Here is a 25050-nt window from a genome sequence, read left to right on the forward strand (position 1 = left end):
TAGAAGGTACCGTTTGAGAATCACAAAGGCAGGGCAGGGTTATTTGACAATGACTTTTTGTCCGTTGACCAGATAAAAGCCTGCGGGTAAAGAGGTGATGAAGTGAACGCCCGGTTGGTATGTGCCTTCTTTGACCTGTTGGCCTGAGACATTGTGGATCGACACAGGAAGAGGGCTCTGTACCAAAATTTCGATATAGCCGTTACCGCCTATGGCAACCATGTCGGGACGATGGTTGTCGTCTGCCAGGGTATTGCTGCCCGATGTGCCATCTTGGGCGGTGCTCGATGGGCCGAGACTGCCATACTCGTTCACGGCTTTTACGGTAAAACTGTCGCTTTTTGCCGAAGCATCGACCACACTTTGGCATTGGGTGGTGATGTCGACAACCGAGTCGTTTTGCAGCACGAGGTAGCAGATGGCATAGTCGCAGGCTTCCCAAGACAAGATGTCTTTGTTTTTACGGACATTTTCGGGGGCAGCGATGGGTTCGAAGAACTGACGCGGATTCCAGTTGTCGGCACCCGGTATGATGTTGTCGTAGTTCATGCGGGCAGCCTCTTCGGCCGAGATGGTGGCGCGGCAGCTGCCGGTAATGGTTTCGCCGTTTTCGGTGTAGCTGTATTGTGTGCGTCGGTTACTCAGGTCGATGGGGTTGCCGTCGGCGTCCATGCTGTTGTATTCGGCAAAGAGAGCAGGAATGGTGCCCATGTTGTTCCAACCGATGGCACTGGGTATGCGTTTCATGGTCGTGTTGAGATATATGGCGATGGGGCTGTTGTGCCACGGGCGGCCCAACGCGTCCTTGTTGTCGACCACACCGTCGATGGTGCAACTCTCGAAGACGTAGCCATATCGGGTGCCCTCTTTATGGGCCGGAGCTACGATGACGCTACCCGTCGACCGCAGGTTATATAGTTCGCAGGTTTCAAAGAGACAGTCTCCTCCTCCGTAGATGTAGTCGACTGCACCTTCGATGTAACACTCTTTTGCATAGAGTCGGTCGCTTACTTGGTTGGTCGAGGTCTGCCAAGTATCCTGGAACGAGCGGAAGTTGCAATGATAGAAGGCGTGGCGGTCGTTGCGGGTATACATGGCCAAGGCCATGGGTCCGTTCTGCTGTTCATATCCCCAAGTATTGATATAGGAGATATTCTCACTGTAAAAGTCGCTGCTCGAAACCTTCACTACCGTGCCGTCGTCTTTTGCCGGATAGTAGGCGGCATTGTTGGCCGAGAAGTCCCAGCCGGCATCTCCTTCGGCGGCACAATTTATTTTGTATTGAATGATGGTGCGGTCGCGGTCCTGACCGATGAGGTGGATAAAGGGTTTGTTACCGGGTATGCGCACCAGTCCGTCGTAGACGCCATTCTTGATGAAAATCAGATAGGGCTTGCTTCTGTTTTCCGGTGCTGCATCGATGGCCGCCTGCACGCTGGTGTAGTCACCTGTCCCGTCGGCGGCAACCACAGCGTCGAAAGTCTTGGCGGCAGGTCGCGGCCGTTCCATGGTGGTAAATTGCAAGGTGACGCCTGCAAACCGGTTGCCGCTCAGGTCGGTGATGGCACCTTCGGGAATGACCACATTATAGGTGGTTCCGTAGGTAAGTCCCGAATAGGCATAGCTGGCCGTCTTGCTGCCGAATACCGGGGTAAGAACCTCGCCGTTGAGAGTTACTTCGCCGTCTCCGGCCTGTACTTTCTCATCGAATGTGAGCACGATGTTGCCGTTGGCCGAGGCCGTGTTTGAGTTTTGAGCCGGAGTGGTCGACAGAAGTTGTGGTGCCGTAAAGTCATCGACGTGCATCTCGTCGGCATATACAAAGACGTCGGCCAAGTAGAATCCCTCGGTGTCACTGCCCGATGACGAGCCAAGCAACTCGGTGGTCGCATCACCTATCCAGCGAACATAAATGCTCTTTTTTGAGTTTTCAGAAAGCGTGTCGGGCAACATGGCGTCGAAAGCAATCCACTCGCTGCTTATTCCTGCGAATGTCGTGTCGGCCAAGTCGGTGAAATGAGTGCCGTCGATGGAGTATTGCATCTTCTGTTTTTTGTGCACGCAGTTGTTGTCGGCGGCAATGTAGCTGTGTATCTTGATGTTTTCATATCCCGCGGCAGAGAACTTCGCGACTATATAGCGGGGGTTGTCCATATCCGAGAAGTTCGTGTAACGGCGGGCACAAAAGAATGTCTTCCCGCCGAATGTCCTTTCCGAGCCGCCCCAGTTGGTGGAGGAGCCATCTCCGTTGAATAGCGACATAATCCCTTGGTTGTCGCTCTTGAAATAGTAGTCGCCTGGCCGTTCGTTCCGAGCCGGGTTCTTTTCTGTGTCGAAGTCCCAACCTACAATAAAGGGAACGACATCGTAATGAAGGGTCAATTCACGGTCTTGGTCCATGACGACGGTTTGTTTGTTTTCGCCGGTTCCGTCGCCCCAATACAAGAAAGTGGTTACCGAGTTGGGAACAACCGTGACGGTTACCTCTTCGCCACTTTCATAGCGGTTGTTCTCTTTTTGAGGCGAGAGCATGTATTCTCCCCAAGGGGCTCCTTCACCTTCTTTTCCGATGTTCAGGGTATAGAGGGTTTGCAAAGCAAATGTGGCGGATATTTCGACATCTTCATCAAGGGTGAACGTGTAGGGGTTGTCGGTAGAGAGGATATTCCCTTCGACATCTTTCCAAGCCTCGAAACGGTAACCATAGTTATGGGTTGCCGATATGGTTACATTGGTTCCTTTTTCATAATTACCCGATAATGGTGAGGTGGTTCCTCCCTCTTGTGGCAGGCTGTTGGTGGTCAATGTGACCGCCTGCGAGAAAGTTTTCAGCCAACGCGGGTCGCCTATGACGCCCCCTTCGGTCGAGGCTGAGGCGAGAGGCGAGGTCGATACAATCGTGAAATCTCCGTTTTCAGGGTCGGGAAATATTTGGCTGATGTCTAAAGATTCGAGAGTCAGGTCTTCTATCTCCGAACTTACGGCATTCGACACCGAGTATCCGCCGTAGTTGTCGATGAGGTTGTTTTGGGCGGTGAGGCTTCCCCCTTTGGCGGCAATGACAAGGGGTTTTTGCCCGGCTACACCGGCTGTCGAGATGATGTTGTTGCGGAAGGTGTAGGTCGATTCGTTGCTGTACTTGGCATCTATCTTGCACAGTGCATACGACGAGCTTTTAGACCATTTGTATACGGTGTTGTTTTCAAAAATGAATGTCAGGACGATGTCCGATGTCGTGTTCTTGGGCCCGAAAAAGCTCTCGCCCGACGTATAGTTTTTGAGGGTACAGTTTTTTACCGATACCGATTTTACGCCATGCTGGGGGTAGAGGAAACAGTATCCGTTGGCCCCGCAATCGCTGATGATGCAGTTGGTAAATTCGATGGCGTCGATGGTCTTTCCGGCATTGTTGGTGCGAAGGAAGCAGCGTCCGATGTCGGATATGGAGCAGTTGCGCACGGTGATTGTCTTTACGTTGCCGTATGACATGTCGATGAAGTAATTTTCTCCGGTGGCAATCTCCAATCCGTCGAGAATGATGCCGCCATCGGTATCGCTTTCGTTACCGGTGAAAGTACCGGTAAAAACGACCTCGGCACCCGGAGCCGCTTTCAACGTGAGGGTCTTTCCGTTGGGAAAAGTGAGCCGACCGCTGTATGTGCCACTTTCGAGCAGTAAGATGTCCTGGTCGGCGGCTTGGTTAAATTCCGATGTCAATGTATTGACATCGACGGACGTCTCCTTGGCATGGCCTGTCAAGCCCGGTAAGAGAAGGAGTGTTGTAAGGAAAAAATGTCGTATTTTCATGGGTATGAGAAGGTTTTGTGATTATCGAATGATTTGTTTTTCTCCGTTGATGATATTGAACCCTTTTTGCGGAGTTGAGAGGGGCTGTCCCAAGATATTGTATATGAGTTTTTTCTCCGTAGTAGGGCGTTCGGAATATTTTGTTTCGTCGATGCCTGCCGTGTAGCCGATGTGTCCGCCAATTTTGATGTCGGCCAGTCCCAATTCTTTGGTGGGGCTCAGTTGGTAGACATAGACAACAAGGCGGCAATTTCCGGTCGAGGTCGGTATGACGAGCCCGTTTAAGTCGATTTTGGTCGTTGACAACGATTCATCTTCCTTGTCCGAACCGGCATGGATTCCGGTTCCCAATATGACTTCTTCTCCATCGCTGCTCAGCCAGGCCAATTCGAGATATCCGCCACTGGTGCCGTAACGCACGGCCGTAATCTCTATTTCGGTGGGGCGGAAAGTGACGCCCTCTTCGAGGTCGATGTCGAAGTATATGGCACTTGTCGAGGTGGGTGTCTTATATTCGATGGTGGGTTGGAATGTCGTGAATGTTTTCCCGAAAGTCTGCCGGGTGCTGTATTGTCTCATTTCCGATGCGGTGGAGTATTCGCTCCGTGCGACGATGCCGTTTTTCGTTGTCGTGGCTGCTTCACCCTCTTTGCCGCTATTCATGCTCCATGACACCGTAATGTCGGTCGAGAGGCCACCCGGAACATACGGTTCGCCCGGTTTGCCTACCACCTCGGCATCTTGGTATTGAGCCTCGGTGATGTCGGCCACGAGACTGTTGAGGTAGACTTCGAGCATGGTGTAGCCTTCGTCGTTGCGGGTGTTGCGGTCTTCGGCATTTTCGGGGTCGAGACTGTTTCTGATTTCCCAGTTGTCGGGCATGCCATCGTTGTCGCTGTCGGCCAGCGGCGTTTGGCTTTTCAGTTCGGGCCAGGGCGACCAGTCACTGCCCGCATCGGCCGGCATCAAGTCTTCGAGTTTGTCGATAATACCCCCTTTATTGGCCGATTCTCCTTTGTATGTGGCTGTTCCGGTGCGGCATTCGGTTGTGAGTCGGGTGTCGATGGCGTCGCGGCGATGGGAGCAGCCGGCATAGTTGAGCACCGGCAGGAAACACCCCTCGGCGGTATGTTGGTGCAATAGTGGGGTTTCTCCCAGTTCTGAATCCGATTTGAGGTCGGCTTTTGAGGGTTTGCCTCCGATGAGCGAGGAGGTGTTGATGACGACACCGTCCCAGTTGTCGCTATTGATATTGCTATAAGCCGAGTTGTAGTTTCCGGTGATGTAGTATTTCCCCCAAATGGCTGTGGTTCCGTCGGTACTGGTGGCGTCGTCGATGCCTATGAATCGGTTTTTCGAACTTGTCGTGGTGGCCGGTCCGGGCTTGTAATAGTTGTTTATCATGTTTACGGTCATGCCTTCACCACCGTAGCAACCATTTCCGCTCCAATTATAGATGACGTTGTTGCGCATGTCGGTCATGTGGTCGGAGGGTGTACCGAGGTTTCCCGTGCCGAGGCGCGGGGTGCGGCTGTCGTGGTGTATGAGCAGGTTGTGCAGATAGGAAGCCCCGATACCGCCCCAAATGGCGCCGTATCCGTGCGGTCCTTTGGAGTGCAGGCTCATGCGCAGGCTCTCGGAGATGATGCACCATTGCATCGTGAAATTGTAGTTGGCGTAGAATGAGGCGCACTCATCGGTACACCACGAGATGGAACAGTGGTCGACGATGACATTGTTGCAGAAACGTCCGCCGAAAGCATCGGCTCCGTCGGCCTCTTCGGCCGATAATGACCAGTCGCCCATGCGGAATCGCATATATCTGACGATAATGTTGCTGCCCGATATCGACACGGGATATCCGGCCAGGCAGATGCCGTCGCCCGGAGCGCTTTGCCCGGCGATGGTGAGGTTGCTCCCCGAGATGTTGAGGCTGCTGTTGAGTTGTATCGTTCCCGATACCTTGAAGAGTATCGTGGCTTTGGAGAGCCGGGTTACTCCATAACGCAAGGTGCCCGGGGTGTCGGTGTCTTCGAGAGATGTTACATAGTAGACTGTTCCTCCACGTCCTCCCGAGGTGTAACGTCCGTAACCGTCGGCTCCCGGGAAGGCAGGAACTTGTGCATGGATAATTGCCGTCCACAGGAGGAGAAGGCATAAGATAATGTACTGCTTTTTCATATTCATGGTATTTGTTTGAGATATTAGTCTGTGGGGCCGGGTGAGCTTGTTGCCGTGGAAATTACGACATGGCTAATTTCGGGTAAAAACAAATGCCGCACTTGCAATAATTGGTTTATTGCTTGTATAATTTATTCAAAAGCGCGAAGAGTGAAGATTCATGGAGACAAATATGTCTCCCGCTTAGTCATTTTTTCCACCTTTGTATTCCGTCGGAGATTGACCTGTCTTCTCTTTGAATACGCGGCTGAAATATTGGGGGGAGGAGAAGCCGCAGCGGTACGCGATTTCTGAGACGCGCAAGTTCCCTTTCTGTAAAAAATCAATGGCTTTCTTTATGCGGATTTCCTGCACAAGGTCAATGGGAGAACTTCCGGTAAGTGATTTTATTTTCCGATAAAATACCGTGCGGCTTATGTGTTGGGTATCGGCCAGGTCTTCGATTTTGAAATCGCTGTTTTGGATATTGTTTTCAATCTCTTGAATGATGTCCCGTATGAAGGCGTCGTCGAAGCGGGTGAGTTGGCAGGTCGCTTGATGGTGTGCCTTTTCGTCGGTCTGATGCAGGTACCACGTTTTTAATCCGCGTCTTTTTTGCAGCAGATTGTGCACGCGAGCTTTCAGGTATGATGGACTGAATGGTTTGGTGATGTAGTCGTCGGCGCCATACTCTAATCCTTTTATGCGGTCTTCGACCGATGTCTTGGCCGAGAGCAAGATAAACATCGTGTGGGAGATGTCGTTGTTTTGTTTTACGGCATTGAGAAATTCGATGCCGTCCATGACGGGCATCATAATGTCGCTGATGATGAGGCTCGGTTGGTCAGATAGTGTTTTGTCGAGACCTTCTTTTCCGTTGGAAGCCGTAATGATGTTGTAGTCGTCTTGTAAGACGTATTTGATGAAATGCCGTAGTTCGTCGTTGTCTTCAACAATAAGTATCGACTCGTCGCCGCCCTCCCTTTTCCCGGTTATATCTTCTTCACGGGGCAGGTCGGCCCGCTCTTCGGTGACAATGTCGGAGAGTCGGACGCTCGGATAGCTCGATGCCGATATGGGTAGGGTGACACGGAATGAGCTGCCTCTTCCCAAGGAACTTTCGACTTGAATTTCCCCATGCAGAATCTGTATAAGTTCTTGTACCAAAGATAATCCGATGCCGGAGGAAAGAATGTTGCCGGGGTTGCCCAATGTCTCGAATCGGTTGAATATTTTGCCTATTTTTTCGGGGGCGATGCCTTGCCCTTCGTCATGTACGGTGATAAAAAGTCTGTTGTCGGCTGTTTGGAGCGACACGCCAATGTGTTTTCCTTCCGGTGTGTATTTGAATGCGTTGGAGAGCAGATTGAACAGTATTTTTTCGACCTTGTCGGCATCGGTGTACCCGAAAATCGGAGACTCGCTCACCGTGAACGTGTAGTCGATGTGTCTCTTTCGAGCCAGATATTCAAACGATTCGTAGGTGTGCCGCGATAGTTCGCACAAGTCGACGCGAGTGATGTGCAATTCCATTTTGCCGTTTTGTGCCTTTCTGAAATCGAGAATCTGGTTGATGAGTTGTAACATGCGGTGCACGTTGCGTTGGGCGATGCGGAGGTTGTTGCGGGTATCGGCCGGCAGGTTGTCTTGCCGCAAGGTCGTTTCGAGTGGAGCCGCAATCAAGGTGAGAGGGGTGCGCAGCTCGTGCGAGATGTCGGTAAAGAATTTCAATTTAAGTTGGGTTACCTGTTGCTCGATGGTGATGCTGCGGCGCAGATTGGCTATATAAATGAATATGCCCGAGATAAGCAGCGCCAGCAGTATACCGGCACAAACATACAACAGTATGGCCCATGGCGTTTCCTTGAATGTGGGGGTGACCGAGAGGTGCAGGGTGCGGTTGTTGTTGCACCAGACGCCGTCTCCATTTGTCGAACGGATTTCCAGGTCCCATTCTCCTGCCGGAAGGCCGGCGAAACTTACGGTGCGGTTGTCGGATAGGTTGTTCCATGTGTCGCTTCGCTCTTTTATCCGGTAGGCATATTGTATGGCTGCGGAGGCCGTGTAGTCGAGAGCGGCAAACGTGAGCGAAATGTTCCGTTCCCGCGGCGACAACGTGAGTGTATCGCCGATGATGGGTTTGATGATGTCGTGCCCGTCTGTGCCTGGAATCTGCATTTGTGTAAAGACGAGGGGTGGCACGATGTCGCTTTTCCCTATTTTGCCGAGGTCGAGACATAATGTTCCATAGGCGGTTCCCACATAGAGTCTGCCCTGCTTGTCGATGACAGGCGGTACTTCGCTGATGGTCAGAGGGGAGAGGTTGAAGCGGTCGTATGTCTCGATGCCGTGAGTTTGCGGGTCGTAGCGACAGATTCCGTTTTGGAATGTAATCCACAGAATGCTGTCGCCGGCTTCGGTTATGGCGTATGTGAGGTCGGAAGGCAGCCCGTTTCTTTTGTTGAAGTGTTCAAACTCGATACTGTCCGAGAGCAGGTTGTCGGAGACGATGCGGCTGATGCCTCCGCTGTACGGAACGACGTAGAGGTCGCCGCAGGCCCGTTGGTACACATGCATGACATCGTTGTTGCTGAGGCTCGATGCCTGGTTCTGTCGGCTTCGGTTGAGATGGAATGTCAGTCCTTCGGGATTTGCGAAGCGACTGTCGAAAGTGAGTAATCCTCCGGTTGTGGCTACCAGTATCACATCGCTGTCGGTGGGACAGATGTGCCGTATTTTGACGGCTTCCGGTGGAAAGGTTTTCAGTTTGTTTCCTCCGTGCAGGAAACGGAGGGGTTGCGTGGTGGAGTTTTCCACGAGATTGAGTCCCCCGCCATAGGTGCCTATCCATATTCGTCCCCGCTTGTCGGTGCGTATGTCGTAGACCGAATTGTTGCTTAGACTGTATGGCTCTTTGTCGTTGTGCCGGTAATGCCGTATCCGGTATCTTCCCCCGTTCAGCGGGGTGGCAATGAACAAGCCGTCGTCTTTGCATCCAATCCATATTCTTTGCAAGGAGTCTTCAAAAAGCGTGTAGGCATTGGAGCCGAAGACGGCGTGGCGATTGGGTACGATTTCACCTTGTCGGGTAAGGTTCCCGATATACCGGTTCGAAGTATCGTATAATGAGATGGTGCCTTGTTTGGTGGCACACCATAGCCGTCCTTCGTGGTCGATGAGAAGACCTCGCACCAAACCCTCTATTCCATACTCTTTCTCGCCGAGAAGCGTGTAACGGCGCGGCGTGAATGTCAGACAGTCGAAACCTTCTGCGGCGCACAGCCATAGATTTTTGTGGTTGTCGACGAGATATTCGTAGCCTGCTGCCTGATATGAGGCTTTCTGGCCGTTGCGTGTCAGCCAAGCAGGTTTCAGTGTATTCGTTCCCGGGTCGTAGTAGGAAAAAGCTCCATAATAAGGTTGTATCCAGATGCCGCCGAAAGCATCTTCGTGTATGAAGCGGATTCTTTTTTGTGACTCATGCGCGTAGCTTACGGGGCGAGCCTGTTTGTCCGACGGGTCGATGCGCCATATCTTCTCAAAGCCGTCGAAGAACCATATTGCCCCGTCCTGCGATTGATGGAGGCGGTTGATGCGCCACGATGTTTCGTCTGGTGCGCCTATCGAAGCAAATCGGCCATCTTTCTCCCGTAGAAGCAACAGCCGCGGAGTGGCGATGCACAATGTCCCTTCTTGCAATGCATAGAGCCCATCAATGTATCGGAATGATGCCGGCAGGCGGCATTCTTGTAATTTGTTCCCTGCGGTATATGAGAAAAGTCTTCCGTCGGCGGAGGCTAAGAATGCGGTGCTGTCTACAAGGCAAAAGTGGCGGAATGTCTCTTGGCTTTCGAACGGTTGGTTGTATATGTATGTTCCGCTTCGGGTGAGTATCCATTCCTGCCCTTCTGCGTCTTCGGCAATGGTGTAAATGTCGTTGGGCAATGTCTCTATGTTTTCACATGTCTCTGAGGCCGCATTTCCTGTCAATCGTTTTTCGTCGACGCGATATAGTTTCCCATTGGGGGTAACCACCCATGTGACGCCTTTCTTCAAAGGGAAAATGCGGGGGGATTTTCCTGAAATGAAATCGCCTTGCTCCGACAGGGGGTTGAGAAATTGCTCGGTATCGCTGTCGAACAGGTAGGTGTGGCCGCCGAACGTCTGACACCAAATGTGCGAACCGAACCCTTTCTCGATATGGGTGATGCGGTTGTAGCTCAACCGCACTCTGTCGGTGGGATAGGATTTGTAGTTTTTGAAGCTGTATCCGTCGAATCGTTCCAGTCCGTTCCATGTGGCCAGCCATATATATCCCTTGTCGTCTTGCAAGATGCTTTGTATGGTATTTTGCGACAATCCATCTTCGAGAGAGTAATGCCTGACATTGAGAAGGCTTTCTCCCCGGACGGTTGTCAGCGTGAAGATGGCAAGAAGAAGGATGAGTTTTCGGAACGACATTTCACGGTATGGTTTTTCAGGCGGCAAGAGGTACTCGATTGGTTAATCTTTACAAAGATAGGAAAAGAGGAAAAAGAAAAGCAAGTCTGTTTTAAAGATTCTTGATAAATGGTCTTGAAACTTGCAAGAAAAAATGCAAATGTCCGGGAGCAAATGATCCCGGTGCCGTTGTTTCTTTCAAAAAAAGCAGGCGGTTGCTCTCTCGGGGAGCAAGCCGCCTGCTTTTCGGTGCGGACTATTTATATAAGAACTTTTGCCCTTTTGTGATGTAGATGTTGCCCGGTTGCATGTGGGTAACGCGACGTCCCTGCAAATCGTAAATCGCATCGTTGCGGAGGTCGGCTTTCACTTCGTCGATGCCACTGCTCGTCGTGGAGGTGAGCGTGATGTAGAAGAGGAAGTTCTGGTCGGCCTTGGTCAGTGTGTGGGTTCCGGCCGGGAGGGTCTGGGTGATGATGCTGCCCGAGGTGGCCGATACTTTCACGCCATCGATTTTGATGTTGGGCGACGACCCGTCGTTGAAGACGAGGGTGAGTGTCATCTCTTCGGTGGTGGTGAAGGAGACTTGGGTCGATGATTCCATCTTCAAGCACTCGGTGTAGGTGGTGCCGTTGACCGTGGCAGAACCTTTGGAGTTGGAGTAGTTGCAGGAGGTGAAGGTATAGAAACCGTTCGACGGGGTCATGCCGGTGAAGTGACAGTCATATCCGTCGGAAGGGATTATCGGCGTATCGCCGCCCTCTTCTTCGCCATCGCCACCTTCTCCGCCACCGCTGCCTTGGTCGCCGCTATCGGTGAAGAGCCCCACGAGGCTGGTTTGGTATCCGGTCACGGCGGCTTTCAGGGCGCTGTTCACGTCGTAACTCTTGTCGTCTACGGCGTTGTTGAAGGTCCATTGCAGGTCACCGTGTTGCATGCGCCCGGCACCGTACTGGCCCGACAGGAGGGCGGGAATGTCTTCGGCGGCATCGGGCGTGTAGGTGTAGATGCGCGAGGGGTCGGTATCGAAGTTGTTGTAGGAGGTGCCGCCCAGTTTCGTTTTTACGGCAGCCGGTACCTGTTCGTCGCGCGTCGTGGCGCCGTAGGCGTCGAATTCGACGTTGTTCTCTTGGTAGGTGACGAAGCGGAAACTCGACGATTTCTCGGCAAAGACATTTCCGTAGGCTTTTATGATGCCGCCGGTCTCGCCGCTGAATGTGCCCGCGCCCGAGACAATGTCGGTGCCCTGCATCGAAATCATCATGGGCTTGCTGGTGTTGCGGAAGTAGTTGTTCTCGACAAATACGCTCGATGCCATGGTGGAGCCTACGCCGTACTTGGCGCAACCGTCGTAGTAGTTGTTGTAGACGTGGCAGGAGTAGGAGCGTATGCGCGGGTGGCGGCTGTCGCTGTGGTCATACCAGTTGTGGTGGTAGGTAATATACATTTGGTCGTTTTCGCCACTTAGTCCCAACAGGTTGCACTTGCCGTTGTCCCAAAAGTGGTTGTAGGAGAAGGTGACATAGTTTGACTTCTTGCAGTCGAGGGCGCCATCACCTTTCACTTGGTCGGCGTCGCTACCGGCGTGGCCGTAGAAGAAGTCGCAGTTATGCACCCAGATGTAGCTGTTGTCTTGTTGCAGACCGATGTTGTCGCCCTCGTCGCTGTCGCAGTTGATGGTGGCGAGGTTGCTGATTTCGATGGAAGAGGAGTTTTTGATGCGTATGCCCCACCCGTCGAGCGTGGCGTCATTGCCCACCCCTTCGATGGTGATGCCCGGGCAGGCCGTTTTGTTGCTCAGGTCGATGACGATGTCGCCCTTGTCGGTCACGGCCGGGTCGGTAATCTGCCCGATGACCCGTATCAGAAGCGGACGCGACTCGTATCCTTTCTTATACCCGTAGAGTATCTCCTGCAAGCCGGTGCAGGTGGTTACGGCCCCTTTCGAGCTGGTGGTTACGTCCAGGGTAAGGGTGTTTTTGTTGTTTTCGGTGAGGTACAGCACCACGGTACCGGCTTTCAGGCTGGCGTCGGCGTTGTAGGCTCCGGGTGTTTTCCCGTTGAAGAAGGCATAACCCGTGCGGTCATGGGCTCTCACTTCGCAAGAGGAAGATTCGGCGGCCAGAGTTTCCATCTCGGTTCCGTCGCTGTCGACAGGCACGACCTTGAATCGGTAAGTTCCTGCGGGTATGCCCATGGCATCGGCACGGCCATACTCTCCATAGTTGCGCACCAACTGGTCGTCGATTTTCTGGTAGTCGTTCTCTCCGTTTTGGTAATAAACGTGGTAAGAGGCAGCATCATCGACCAGAGAGAAGGTTACATAACCCGACTCATACCACCCTCCGGCGTCCTGTATGGTGGTCTGTGCCGGGGAGAAGGTGGCAACAGACAGCAGTAGTGCCGGCAAGAGAAGTTTGGTGTTCATCATAGCATTTTGATTTTTAATGGATTGTGGAAGGAAAAGTCCGCCCAAGGTAATGATTAAAAATCAAAAATGCAAGTGGTGAGGCAAAATAATTATTTCATAAAGACGAAATAGACGGCGAGAACGAGGCACACGGCGGCGGCGAGGTGATTCCATTGCAGCGACTCGTTGTGAAAGGCCAGGCTCGAAAAGACGGCAAAAACCGTGAGGGTGATAACCTCTTGTATCACTTTGAGTTGTACCAATGTGAAGGGGCCTCCGTTTTCCTGGAATCCGATGCGGTTGGCCGGTACTTGGAAGCAGTATTCCAACAGGGCGATGCCCCACGAGAGCAGTATCACACCGAAGAGCGGCCAGTTCGATATGAGTTTCATCTCTTGCAGTTTGAGGTGGCCATACCAGGCAAACGTCATGAATATGTTCGACACGACGAGCAGCAGTACAGAGTAAATTCCTTGCATGGTTTAAGGGGTATTATAAAATGGGTATTCAAAGATTTTCGGGAAAGAGGTCGGGGGCGTTTCCTGCCTCTTTGCGGGCGCGGTACGGTCGGGGCAGATACGCCTCTTGTATGTGGCTCATGCTGTTCCACAAGTGGCCGCGCAGTTGCGGGCTGATGGCTTGCAGTTGTTGCAGAATGCCGCGTATCTCGCGACGGTGGGAGGCGTGCTCGTAGGGGCAGTTTTTTTCTTGCCGGGGGTACCCTCCCGTGCGGCTCAGTTCCGAGAGGTCGTTTTCGGCGATGAGGCAGAGCGGGCGGATTATCGTCATGTCGAATTTCTCCATCTGCAAGCGGGGCGGCATGGTGGCGAAGGAGCCTTGGAAAGCCATGTTCATGAGCAGCGTCTCGAAGAGGTCGTCTTGGTGATGGCCGAGGGCGATTTTGGAGCACCCTCTTTCCCGGGCGATGTCGAAGAGCGCCTTGCGCCGGTACCACGAGCAGAGGAAGCAGGGGGCCTTGCGCCGGTCGCTCGACGGGTCGAAGGCGGTCTCCCGTTCGACATATTCGATGCCGAACCGTGCACAATGTTCGCGCAAAGCCGCCGTGTCGCTGTGGTAACCGATGTTGCTCATGCGTATGTGGGCGGCCGTGAGGGTGAACCGCGGGGCGAAGATGCGGGAGCGTCGTCCCAGCAGTTCGACCAGCGCCAGCGAGTCTTTCCCCCCCGAGAGGCCGATGAGCAGGTGGTCGCCCTCGTCGATGAGGCCGTAGTCTTCGATGGCCTTTTTTACGAGGCGGTCGAGGCGTTGTAGCAGTTGGTTTCGTTCGGTCGATGAGGGGAGGGACATGGCTCTCGGTTTTGCGGCTGCAAAAGTACGCATTTTTTCATATCGTTGTCGGCTTGCCGACTCTTTTTTGTGCGGCGGCGATTGCTCTGCCACAGTATCATGGCTCAAAAAAAACGGGGAGCGAACGTGCAAGCTCCGTTCGCTCCCCGGCGTGTGCCTTGCGCCGCGGTTCAATAGGTGACGACGATGCCTCCGCTGAACCACCCTTCGGGCATCTTCAAGCCGCCGAAGTCGCAATAACGGGTGGCGGTGATGTTGTTGCCGTCGAGGTAGACGCGCAGGTGGTGCCGCTGCCAGGAGAGGCGGGCGTCGAGCAGGGCATAGGTGTCGTATCCGACCCGTTGCCCGGCCGCGTCGATGTAGTTGCCGTTGCGGTCATAGAGTCCCCCCGTGAGGGTGAGGGTCATGTACCGCAGGAAATGCACGCTCACCGTGGCCATGGCTTTGTGACGCATGTAGTCGAGGGCATATTTCGAGATGTAGTCGCCACTCTGTTTGTCGGTGGTCATGTAGGCATAGGAGAGGGTGGCTTGTCGCAGGAATCCCCGCCCATAGTATCCGCCCGTCCATTCGACGCCTAAGGTGCGGAGGCGGGTCAGCTGCAACGATTCCCATTCGCTGTCGGCGCTCTTCTGCACCCAGTCGATGATGTCACGCCCGTCGCGGAAATATACCTCGGCCGAGGTTCTCCACCGCCCCCTTTCGTAGGAGCCGCGCACCCGGTATGTCGTTGCCCTTTCGGGTTTGAGGTAGGGGTTGCCGATATATCCGGTTGTCGTGTAGTAGAGGTCGGTAAACGAAGGCAACCGCATCGATTGCACGGCGGCTACGCCGATGTGCAGGCCGTCGACGGGCCGGTATCCGCCCGAGAGGCTCCATACCGGGGTCGCTTCTCCGGGGGAGAACACGCAACCGGCCGACCCTTCGATGTCGAAACGCCTCCATTGTTTGACGTGTCGCACGCGCACATCTCCGCTGTTCTGCTTTTCCCCTTTGGTGTAGAGGACGTCGCTTTCCCCTTTGACCCTGCGGGGGTTGGCGAGGGGCTCGCCGAGTACCGAGCTCAAAAGATGGTCATAACGATAATCGGCATACAGCGATGTCTTTCCCCACAGCCACGAGTAGTCGGCCCGGAGAGCCAGCCCCAGACGGTCGGTATTGTGGTAATTGTAAGGTACGGTCGAGGGGGAACCCTTTACCAGCTCGAAGCGGTCGAAGTTCTTGCGGTAGCTGATGCTCGACTCTATGAAGAAACGTCCAAAACTTTTTTGCCAACGGAGGGAGGATAGGAAGGTGCGGGTGGCCTCGTATTGGTCGGGATATTTCAGCGAATAGAATCCGTTGGCGCCGAAGTGCCGGGTCTGCCAGCCCGACTGGAAGTCGAAGTAGCCGGCCTGTCGGCTGTCGTATCCGGCCCGCACGAAGGCATTGTAGTTTTGGAAATCGGTGTTGTGGGTATATCCGTCCGAGGCCCGGTAGGACCCGGCGCCAAACAGGGTAAACCGCTCTTTTGTCACGGCTCCCGAGAGGTTGCCATAGGCATAGCCATACTGTCCGCCCGAGGCTTCGGCCCGCACATAGGTGGGGCGCAGCGGTTGGGTGCGGATATTCACGGCTCCGGCAAAAGCGCCGATGCCGGCCGTGCCGTCTTCGATGGCAATGTCCGATACGATGTCGAGGTCGATAGGCAGGGAGTGGCTTTGGTGTCCGGTGCGGGCGTCGGAAAAGTCGATGCCGTTGAGCAGGATGATGGTTTGGTCGAAAGAGCCTCCCCGTATGGAGATGTCGGCTTGTACGCCTTTGCTCCCCCTTTCCCGCAAATCGACAGAAGGGCAGAGCCGCAAGGCAGCCTCGATACTTTGCAGCGGAGCGACCGCCGCCTCGTTTCTGTCGAGAACAGGTATGGGCAACACCGCCGTGCGGGTCGGGGGCAGGATATTCCCCGTCACCACCACTTCGCTGATGTCGAGTTCCTTTACCGAGTCGGTATCGAACTGCTGGGCGAATGTTTCGGTCGGTGTTGAGAGCAAGACGAGCGACATCGAGCAGGAGAGGACTCCGATGACGACCTCCTTGTGGAGGCTCGCAAAGGCGCCGAAGTTTTTTCGGCTCCATCTCCTCCACCGTTGCGGGCAGAGGGCGGGTCTTGATGCAGAATGTTTTTTCATCTTGAAAATATGGATTGTTTAGGTTTGTTACAGTCGGCCGGCGGGCTTGCTCCGCCCCGGCTGTTTCGGGCGCAAAAGTAGGACATATTCTCCGAAAAATCGTTATCTTTACTTCCCCAATGTGAAAACCTGTATCTGTCATGTCTAAGCAAAATATTGTGACGCAGTCGTTTATGATGCCGGCCGGTCTTTATCTGCGCTTGCTGCTCGGCGCGTTCCTGCGCCGTAACTGGGCCTGGGGCATTGTCATCATCTCGTTTTTTGTGGGATTGGGCTATTTTACCGTCAACGCCGTGTATGTGGCCGTGATTCTTTTCTTCGCTCTCATTCCGGCGGTGATATTCCATTTCTTTGTGACACGTCTCACCCGTCCCGACGAGCGGCGTGTCCTGCGGGAGCACACCGCCACTGTCGACGAGGGGGGAATCGTGTTTACCTATCCCGACGGCTTGTCGCTCTACTATCCGTGGGAATCGTTCTCGACCTGCACCTCCAAACGCCATTACTACCTGCTCTCGCTCGGCGACGAAGACCCGCCCTTCCTCTATCTTCCCAAGGGGGCTTTTCCCGATGAGGCCGCCTGCCTGGCCTTTGAGAAACTGGCGCTCTCCATAGAATCCGGCGACGAGAATGGCGAGATTTAAAAAAAAAAGATTAACTTTGTTCCTGAATGTAGCTCCTGTCTGCTATGAAAAGAATCCTCCTTATCGCTTTCCCGTTGCTCTTCTTCTCGCTCTGTGTCGGTGCACAGACCCTCGAAGACGCCCGCAACATGTATCGGGCCGGCCTCTATGCCGAAGCCTTGCCGGTCTTTGAGAAAAACCTCAAAAAGAAGCCCAAGAACCCTTCTCTCAACCAGTGGTACGGTGTGTGCCTGTATGAGACGGGACGCAAGGCCGAAGCCGAGAAATATCTCAAAATTGCCGCCAACGGGAAAATTCCCGAGTCGTATCGATATTTGGCCGGTCTCTGTTTTGAACAATACCGCTTTGTAGAGGCCGTAAATTATTTCACCCGTTATATCGGTTACCTCAATGACCGCAAGGACGATGATGCCGACGGCACCGATTATGAGTTGTTGGCCACGCAGGCCGAGTTGGGCGCCCAGATGCTTGCCAAGGTGCAGTGTGTGCAGGTCTTCGACAGCATGGTGGTGAGCAGGGACGGTTTCTTTTCCCACTACAAACTTTCGTCCGAGGTAGGCTCTTTGCATGATTACGAAGCGTTGCTCGAAGATGAGAATGCCGAAGCAAGTCCGGTTTTCCAAACCCAGCGCCAAGACAAGATTCTCTATGCGGTTCCCGACGAGGAGGCCGGATATGAAATCGTTTCCCGCATTCGCCTGGGCGATGGAAGCTATGGCGAAGAAGAGTCGATTGATGACCTCAACACCTTGTATGACGATAGCTATCCTTTCTTGTTGAGCGATGGAGTCACCTTCTTTTATGCTTCGAACGAGGAAGACCGCACACTGGGAGGATACGATATTTTCATGTCCCGTTACAATATCAATACCGGAGAGTTCACCATACCCGAACAGTTGTCCATGCCTTTCAATTCGCCCTATGACGACTATATGATGGCTATCGATGAAGTGACTCGTGTCGGTTGGTTTGCCAGCAACCGGTATCAGCCCGAAGACTCGGTCTGCATCTATCTTTTCCTCTATGAGACATCGCCCGAGTTTTATGCTCCCGAGGAAGAGGCTTCGCACCTTCGCGTGTTGGCCCGTCTCTCCTCGATAAGAGCGACGTGGAAGGAGGGGGCCGATTATGCTTCTGTGCGGGAGAGAATCGCCCGGATACAGCCACCCGAGAAGAAAGCACCCGTGAAAAATGCCATTGCCTTTGTTGTCACCGACGAGGTCGTCTACACCTCCCTGTCGCAGTTCCGCAGCAAACCGGCTCGTGACCTCTACATCAAGGCGCGGGAGTTGCGTCGGGTCATTGCCGCCAACGAGACCGAACTCCATCGCCTGCGCAAAGACTATGTCGACGGGAAGAACCTCCCCGAGACCGCAGCCCGCATACAGGAGCTCGAAAAACTGTTGCTTACCCTGTATCCTCAACCCGAAGAGTATGAAAAGCAAAGCCGGGAGGCCGAGTTGTCGGTTTGGGATCAGAAGTGACGACTGAACCGGGATAATGCATACGGAACCTTATCATTCTAATATCGCGAAATATGGATTTATTTGTATTGCTCATCGTGGCACTTTGTATCGTGGCTTTGGCCGTGTTTTTCTACTTTGTGCCCTTCTTGTTGTGGATTTCGGCACTCGTTTCGGGGGTGCACATATCCTTGGTCCAACTCTTTCTCATGCGCATTCGCAAGGTGCCGCCCCAAATCATTGTGCGCGCCATGATCGAGGCTCACAAGGCCGGTCTCAAATCGATTACCCGTGACGAGTTGGAGGCTCACTATTTGGCCGGAGGCCGTGTAGAGCGTGTCGTGCATGCTTTGGTGTCGGCCGCCAAAGCCAACATCGACCTCGGTTTCCAGATGGCGACGGCCATCGACTTGGCGGGGCGTGATGTGTTCGAGGCCGTGCAGATGTCGGTCAATCCCAAGGTCATCGATACCCCTCCCGTTGTGGCCGTGGCCAAAGATGGCATACAACTCATCGCCAAGGCCCGTGTGACGGTGCGGGCCAATATCCGACAACTGGTGGGCGGTGCCGGAGAAGATACCGTGCTGGCTCGTGTAGGTGAGGGCATAGTTTCGTCTATCGGTTCGTCCGAGTCGCACAAGTCGGTGCTTGAAAATCCCGATTCCATATCGAAACTCGTTCTCAAAAAAGGTCTCGATTCGGGAACCGCCTTTGAGATTCTCTCCATCGATATTGCCGATATCGACATAGGCAAGAACATCGGTGCCGGTTTGCAAATCGACCAGGCGCAGGCCGACAAGAACATTGCCCAGGCCAAGGCCGAAGAGCGCCGAGCCATGGCCATCGCCCTCGAACAGGAGATGAAAGCCAAAGCACAGGAGGCGCGCGCCAAGGTCATCGAAGCCGAAGCCGAAGTGCCGCGTGCCATGGCCGAAGCCTTCCGCTCCGGGAACTTGGGCATAATGGACTATTATCGCATGAAGAATATCGAGGCCGACACCTCGATGCGTGATGCCATAGCCAAACCGTCGTCCGGCGGTCCGGCCAAGTAAGTTGCTGTTTCCTATCCGATAAAGCAGGCGGCCTTTGGGTCGCCTGCTTCTTTTTTTTGTGCTTGTTCCCATGCTGGTGGATATTTTGTTCGGGGGTGATTTTTTTGAGCGGGGAGAGGTTGAAAATCGTCTTTATTCGGTGGAATTTCTGTTTTTTCTGTTTTTCGTCGGTTACAACAAATCGACAGGAGTTGTAACTTTGGGTAATTCCATTTTAAAAAACAAATACACCATGAAACGCACACACATGATTGTCTCGGCCTTTTGCGCCATCTCCTTGTTGGCGGGTCCTTTATCGGCGAAGACCGTGCACACCATCGGCGATTCGACGATGGCCAACTACGACGAGTCGACTACCGACCAAAGAGGTTGGGCACAGATGTTCCAACAGTTTTTCGACGGGACCATAACGGTCAACAACCGGGGTAAAAGCGGATCGAGCAGCAAAAGTTTTTATGAAGAAAGCGCTTATTGGGCTTCGGTAAAAAAACAGATTGTCGAGGGCGATTATGTCATCATACAGTTTGCCCACAACGATGAGAAAAATAATGGTATGGACGGCGACTCGGTGCGCGCCAAGACCGGCGATTTAACGGTCGATTACCGGGGAACGACGCCACAAGGTTCGTATAAGGAGTATCTGCGACGTTATGTAAACGAGACCCGGGCTTTGGGTGCCACGCCCATACTGGTATCGTCGATGTGCCGCAAATATTTCTCGGGCAACACCATACGCCGCAACGGCCGTCACGACCTCGGCGATTCCTTTTCCATATTGAACGACGATGGTACCATATCGACCGGGAATAAGATTCCCGAGAGCGACCATTCGATGGACTATCCCTATGCCATGAAAGAGGTGGCCGAAGAGATGGACGTGCCCTATATCGACCTTACCACCAAGTCGGCCGAGTTGTTTGCCAGTTACGGGGAAGCCGCTTGTACCGAATTGCTTTTCAGGGAAAACGACGGGACCCACCCCATAGCCTTGGGAGCCACCCTCATGGCCCGCATCGTGGCGCAGGAGATGGCGGCACAAGGTATCCTGGCCGACCATATCCTGCAAAATGCCGATTTGCTGGTCAATCCGACCTCGGTGGATTTCGGGAAAGCCTATACCGGTCAACAGCTGGTGCGCGAAGTCTCCGTTTCGGGTTTCGATTTGACTCCGGCCGACGGGACGGTCACGGTTACGGCCTCGGAGGGTTTCGAGGTGTCGGCCGACAGGGACAATTACCAATCGTCGTTGTCGCTGAGCTATTCGGAGGGCAACCTCGATTATACCCGCATCTATGTCCGCACAACGGTTTCAGGCGCCGGTGAAGTGTCGGGAATGTTGTCGTTCACCAATGGCAATCATACCAAAGACATACCCCTGTCATGCACGGGAATCGAACTCTCCGGGGGAGAAGAGGTCGTTTTGCGGTGGCCGCTCGACAAGGACGACTCCTATATCCTCACCGGGCCGGCAATAGCCGTGCCGCAGAGTTGGAGCGAGATGACGGTGCAGCGATATGCTTCGCCCAATGCCAACACGGTTTGGCCCGACTGGTGCGAGTTTGTAAACGGCCAGCTTACCCAGCGCAACCTTATTGTCGGCGAGGTATGGCCGGCCGGTGAGATAGATGAGGTGTCGACCCGGTACATACAGTTCGGTATTACGGCTTCCGAGGGCACGGTCCTGCATATCGACTCGATCGGTCTCTATGTGTGCGGTGCCGGCGGTAGCGGCATGCGCTGCCGCATCTCATACTCGACACAACCCGACTTCGCCGATGCCACTTCGATAGCCGAGCTCACCTCGGCCATGACGGCCAACACGATGTATGCCATACAATACCAGCCCGTCGTGGAGTTGCAGGCCGGCGAGACGTTGCTCCTCCGGGTTTATCCCTGGTACAGTTCACAGGCTACCGGCAAGACGATATGCCTGAGTCACGTCACTCTGCACGGTGTCGCCTCTTCGGCTTCGGCCATATCCGAGACGACTGTCCCGGGTGCGACTTTGGCGCGGACGCTCTATTATGACATTTGCGGAACCCTTTTGCCTGTCGTCCCTGAGCATGGCATCTATTTCAAGAAAGAGATTTATTCCGACGGGACAAACCTCGTGACCAAACTCATTCGATAACTCCATACAACAAATACACGCTTAAATTTTTACTCCATGAAAAAATGTGCTTTTGGGTGGCAGCTACTTCTGCTGGCTGTCATGACGATGCCCCTTGCGGCATCGGCGGCTTCCGGCGAATGGTATATCCACTGGCCACTCGATGAAGGCGTGGCTGTCCACACGGCTACGCGTAGCGACAAGTCGCTCTTTGCCTATGACATGAATGCTACCGGCAGTAATGTCCCCTATTTTGCCATGCGGGAAACCAACGGCATCAAGTTTACCCAATTCCAGCCGGTGACACAAAGCTCATCGCCCACCGAGAATGATAAGATAACGTTCACGTTCAAACCGCAAGTGGGTGTGACCTTTACCCCGACCCGGGTTTCGCTCGATGGTTGCCGATATGGCACGAGCGGCGGCAAACTCGATATTTATTTGGTATGTGGCGACCAGCGCATCAATTTGGTAAAGGGGGCGAATCCCAATCGCAATGACGACACGTCGACCTATTCCTTCGATGTCTCTTCCATTACCAACACCACCGAGGAGATGACGGTCGAAATTTATCTATACGGTTTGGCGGCCAACAAGCAGGTGGGGTTGGCCAATATCAAGGTCGCCGGGACATTCGAGGGTACCCCCGAAAGTGTGCCGGTATATGGTATCTCGGTGCAAACCAATCTGCCCGATGCCGGAATTATCAGGCAGGCGCCCGTGGGTGATTCCTTCAACGAAAATACCCAGATAGCCCTCGAAGCCGTTGCGAATTTCGGTTACAGGTTCCTCAACTGGACCAATGCTGCGGGCGACGTGGTGGCCGAAACGCCGGCATTTACCCACACGTTGACGGCCGATGCCGCATTCACGGCCAACTTCGAAACGGTAAACATCTATACTCTGGACCTGACCATCGACGGGGCTCCCGATTATATGGTCTCGCTCTCCGACGAAGGGACGATGGTCGATGGCAAGCGCATGTATGAAGAGGGAACAGCGTTGCAATTAAATGCCACGTCGGGCGTGATTTATACCTTTACCAATTGGGAAAATGGCGCGACCTCCTCGACCCGGACCATGAAATTGACCGAAGACGCGAGCCTTACGGCCGTGTATAGCCATGTGCCGTTTATTTGTGGCTGGGATTTTTATAAGGCCGGTTCGGGAAACCGTGCAGGCGACATTTACAACGACTCGCAGAATGCCGGCATGCTTGTCTTGCGCAAAGCCGACGGAACCACCGGAACCTGGCTCGACCGCAGCGCTTTGAGCAGCAATCCTACCTACGAGAACCGCTACGCCATCGTGAATTGGAAACCTCTGGCCGACCGCTACTATTATGAGGCTTCGTTCTCGACGAAAGGATATTACAATATCCATATACAGTCGTCCATGTTGCTTTCGTTCAACGGCTATTCGGTGCAAAAATTGCAGTATTCGCTCGACGGTGAGACCTATAAGGATTTTGGCGAGATAAATATCGTCAATCCCAAAGTCTGGTATGACGACGACAGTGCCTTGCCTGCCGAAGCCGAGAACCAGGAAAAGATCTATGTGCGGTGGATTCCCGATTATGATTCGCCGCTGGTGGGTACCGAAACGACAAGCGACGGAACGGCCATGTCGGGCATCTATGTCCTGGCCGACCAACTCCTCGAAGACGATTCCGTTGCACCGCAACTCCAATCGTCGATTCCCGCTGCCGACGCTGTCGATATTACGGCCGACGGCTCTATCGTGCTCAATTTCGATGAAATCGTGAAAGAAGGCACGGGCAACTGCACCCTCAATGGCCAAGTGCTCGACGATGTCACGTTTAGTGGCGCGACGGTTATTTGCCGGTACCACAATCTCGACTATAACACCCTCTACACGGTGAATATCCCTGCCGGAGCCATTGTCGACCGTTCGGGAAATGCTTTTGCTGGCACCTCTTTCTCTTTCACGACCATGAACCGTCGCCAACCCGAAGCCCGTCTTTTCGATGCCGTGGTGGCACAAGACGGTAGCGGCGATTATGCCACGCCGGCCGAAGCCATCGCTGCGGCACCGGCGGGACGCACTTCGCCCTGGCTCATCTTTATTAAAGAAGGTTATTATAAAGGACACATCGAGATACCTGAAAACAAACCGTATATCTATCTTATCGGGCAGGACAAGGAAAAGGTGACCATCACCGACGATGTGCTGTGTGGGGGCGACAATGCCGTGCACGTCAGTGTGGGGGCGTCGGTAGTATGCCAGGCCTCCGACTTTTACGCCGAGAACATATCGTTTGAGAACGAATACGGTGTCGTGCAGAATAACGGCCCGCAGGCTCTGGCCATGTTCTCTAATAATGACCGTATCTGTTTCTACAACTGTAAGTTGCGCAGTTATCAAGATACCTATCTTACCTCGACCAAGGCTGTCGATGACCGTCACTATCTGAAAGATTGCTTTATCGAAGGCGCCGTGGATTTTATTTATGGTGGAGGTGACGTTTATTTCGACGAGTGTACGCTGAATATCGTGCGCACTTCCGGCGGGTATATCGTGGCGCCTTCGCATTCGCCTGCGACAAAGTGGGGGTATGTGTTCTACCGCAATCGGATTACGGCACCCACCCGTCCCACGACGGCAACCGATGTCTGGTTGGGGCGTCCCTGGCACGACGCATGCAAGACGGTATTCTTGTATACCTGCTCCGAAGTTACCATTCCGGCCACCGGCTGGTACGAAAGCATGGGAACGATTCCGGCCATATTTGCCGATTACAAGACGACCGATGCCGAGGGTAATCTGCTCGACCTGAGCAATCGTCGCGACACATATTATTATGTCGACGACAGCGGGCAGAAAATTTATGGAAAGGCCAAAAATGCGCTTACCGATGAGGAGGCCGCGACATATACCTATGCCAATGTGTTGAACGGCAGTGACTACTGGAATCCTCGGGAACTGATGGAGGCTGTCGATGTTCCCGAGGGGCTCTCCTTCACGGCCGACGACAAGCTCTCCTGGACGGCTGTCGACTATGCCATGTGCTATGTCGTGCACTGCAACGACCGGGTAGTGGGCTTTACCACGGAACCTTCTTATGCGCCTGAACAACTCTCCGATACCGACGTCTATCGCGTGCAGGCCGTCAACGAGTATGGCAGTCTGGGACAACTCTCCGAGCCGCTCTCGAAAAGTTCTTTTTGCGCACCGGCCGTTGCCGATGATGCTTTCTCGATGTTGAGTGTCGAGGGGGGCGTGACTTTCCGGGGTATCCTCCCGGGGGCGCAGGTCGAGGTTTTCACCCCCGGCGGAATGATTCTCCTGTCGCGGGTGGCCACGGCGTCCGACCTTACCGTGCAGCTTCCCTTGCGCGGTGTCTATTATGTGCGTGTAAACGGTCTTACTCGGGCTTTCGTCTATTGAACAGCCTCACGATCTGACATTGAAAAAAGCTCCCACCCTGTCGAGGGTGGGAGCTTTTTGTTTCCTCTCCGGAGCACCGG

At 53.8% G+C, this 25050-nt stretch carries 11 protein-coding genes and 1 pseudogene; 5 read left to right on the forward strand and 7 right to left on the reverse strand.

All coding sequences use genetic code 11. The features are described from left to right. Positions 1–39 precede the first annotated feature (39 nt). The 7 genes and pseudogenes from IAD09_05280 to IAD09_05310 form a co-directional block, all read right to left on the reverse strand. Positions 40–3807: a DUF5123 domain-containing protein gene (locus tag IAD09_05280; GenBank protein HIT81632.1), complete on the reverse strand. Its 3768-nt coding sequence runs from the start codon at positions 3805–3807 to the stop codon at positions 40–42. 768 nt (positions 3808–4575) lie between these two features. Beyond that, positions 4576–5988, reverse strand: a pseudogene (locus tag IAD09_05285) (pectate lyase). A gap of 183 nt (positions 5989–6171) precedes the next feature. After that, on the reverse strand, positions 6172–10428 hold the full coding sequence (locus IAD09_05290) for a response regulator (protein HIT81633.1): 4257 nt from the start codon (positions 10426–10428) through the stop codon (positions 6172–6174). Between the two features lie 235 nt (positions 10429–10663). After that, positions 10664–12838, reverse strand: coding sequence for a right-handed parallel beta-helix repeat-containing protein (locus tag IAD09_05295; protein HIT81634.1), 2175 nt, complete (start codon positions 12836–12838; stop codon positions 10664–10666). A gap of 89 nt (positions 12839–12927) precedes the next feature. After that, the gene (locus IAD09_05300; GenBank protein HIT81635.1) at positions 12928–13296 is read right to left on the reverse strand and encodes a DMT family protein; all 369 of its coding nucleotides are present in this window, start codon (positions 13294–13296) and stop codon (positions 12928–12930) included. Between the two features lie 28 nt (positions 13297–13324). After that, entirely contained in the window at positions 13325–14125 is an 801-nt protein-coding gene (locus IAD09_05305) for a tRNA 2-thiocytidine(32) synthetase TtcA (protein HIT81636.1), read from the reverse strand. Positions 14126–14295: 170 nt separating this feature from the next. Further along, the gene (locus tag IAD09_05310) at positions 14296–16293 is read right to left on the reverse strand and encodes a TonB-dependent receptor (GenBank protein HIT81637.1); all 1998 of its coding nucleotides are present in this window, start codon (positions 16291–16293) and stop codon (positions 14296–14298) included. A 140-nt stretch (positions 16294–16433) separates the two neighbouring features. On the opposite strand from IAD09_05310, the gene IAD09_05315 reads away from it, so the two are divergent. The 5 genes from IAD09_05315 (at position 16434) to IAD09_05335 (ending at position 24970) form a co-directional block, all read left to right on the forward strand. Next, positions 16434–16937 carry a hypothetical protein gene (locus tag IAD09_05315; GenBank protein ID HIT81638.1) on the forward strand — a complete coding sequence of 168 codons (504 nt, stop codon included), beginning with the start codon at positions 16434–16436 and terminating at the stop codon, positions 16935–16937. A 44-nt stretch (positions 16938–16981) separates the two neighbouring features. After that, complete coding sequence (locus IAD09_05320; protein HIT81639.1) at positions 16982–18421, forward strand: tetratricopeptide repeat protein; 1440 nt, start codon at positions 16982–16984, stop codon at positions 18419–18421. A 53-nt stretch (positions 18422–18474) separates the two neighbouring features. Then, positions 18475–19452 carry a flotillin-like protein FloA gene (floA, locus tag IAD09_05325; protein HIT81640.1) on the forward strand — a complete coding sequence of 326 codons (978 nt, stop codon included), beginning with the start codon at positions 18475–18477 and terminating at the stop codon, positions 19450–19452. A 232-nt stretch (positions 19453–19684) separates the two neighbouring features. Next, on the forward strand, positions 19685–21583 hold the full coding sequence (locus IAD09_05330) for a Por secretion system protein (GenBank protein ID HIT81641.1): 1899 nt from the start codon (positions 19685–19687) through the stop codon (positions 21581–21583). A gap of 36 nt (positions 21584–21619) precedes the next feature. Continuing rightward, the gene (locus tag IAD09_05335) at positions 21620–24970 is read left to right on the forward strand and encodes an Ig-like domain-containing protein (protein ID HIT81642.1); all 3351 of its coding nucleotides are present in this window, start codon (positions 21620–21622) and stop codon (positions 24968–24970) included. Positions 24971–25050 lie beyond the last annotated feature (80 nt).

The sequence above is a fragment of the Candidatus Caccoplasma merdavium genome, assembly GCA_018715595.1.
Taxonomy (GTDB): Bacteria; Bacteroidota; Bacteroidia; order Bacteroidales; family UBA11471; genus Caccoplasma; species Caccoplasma merdavium.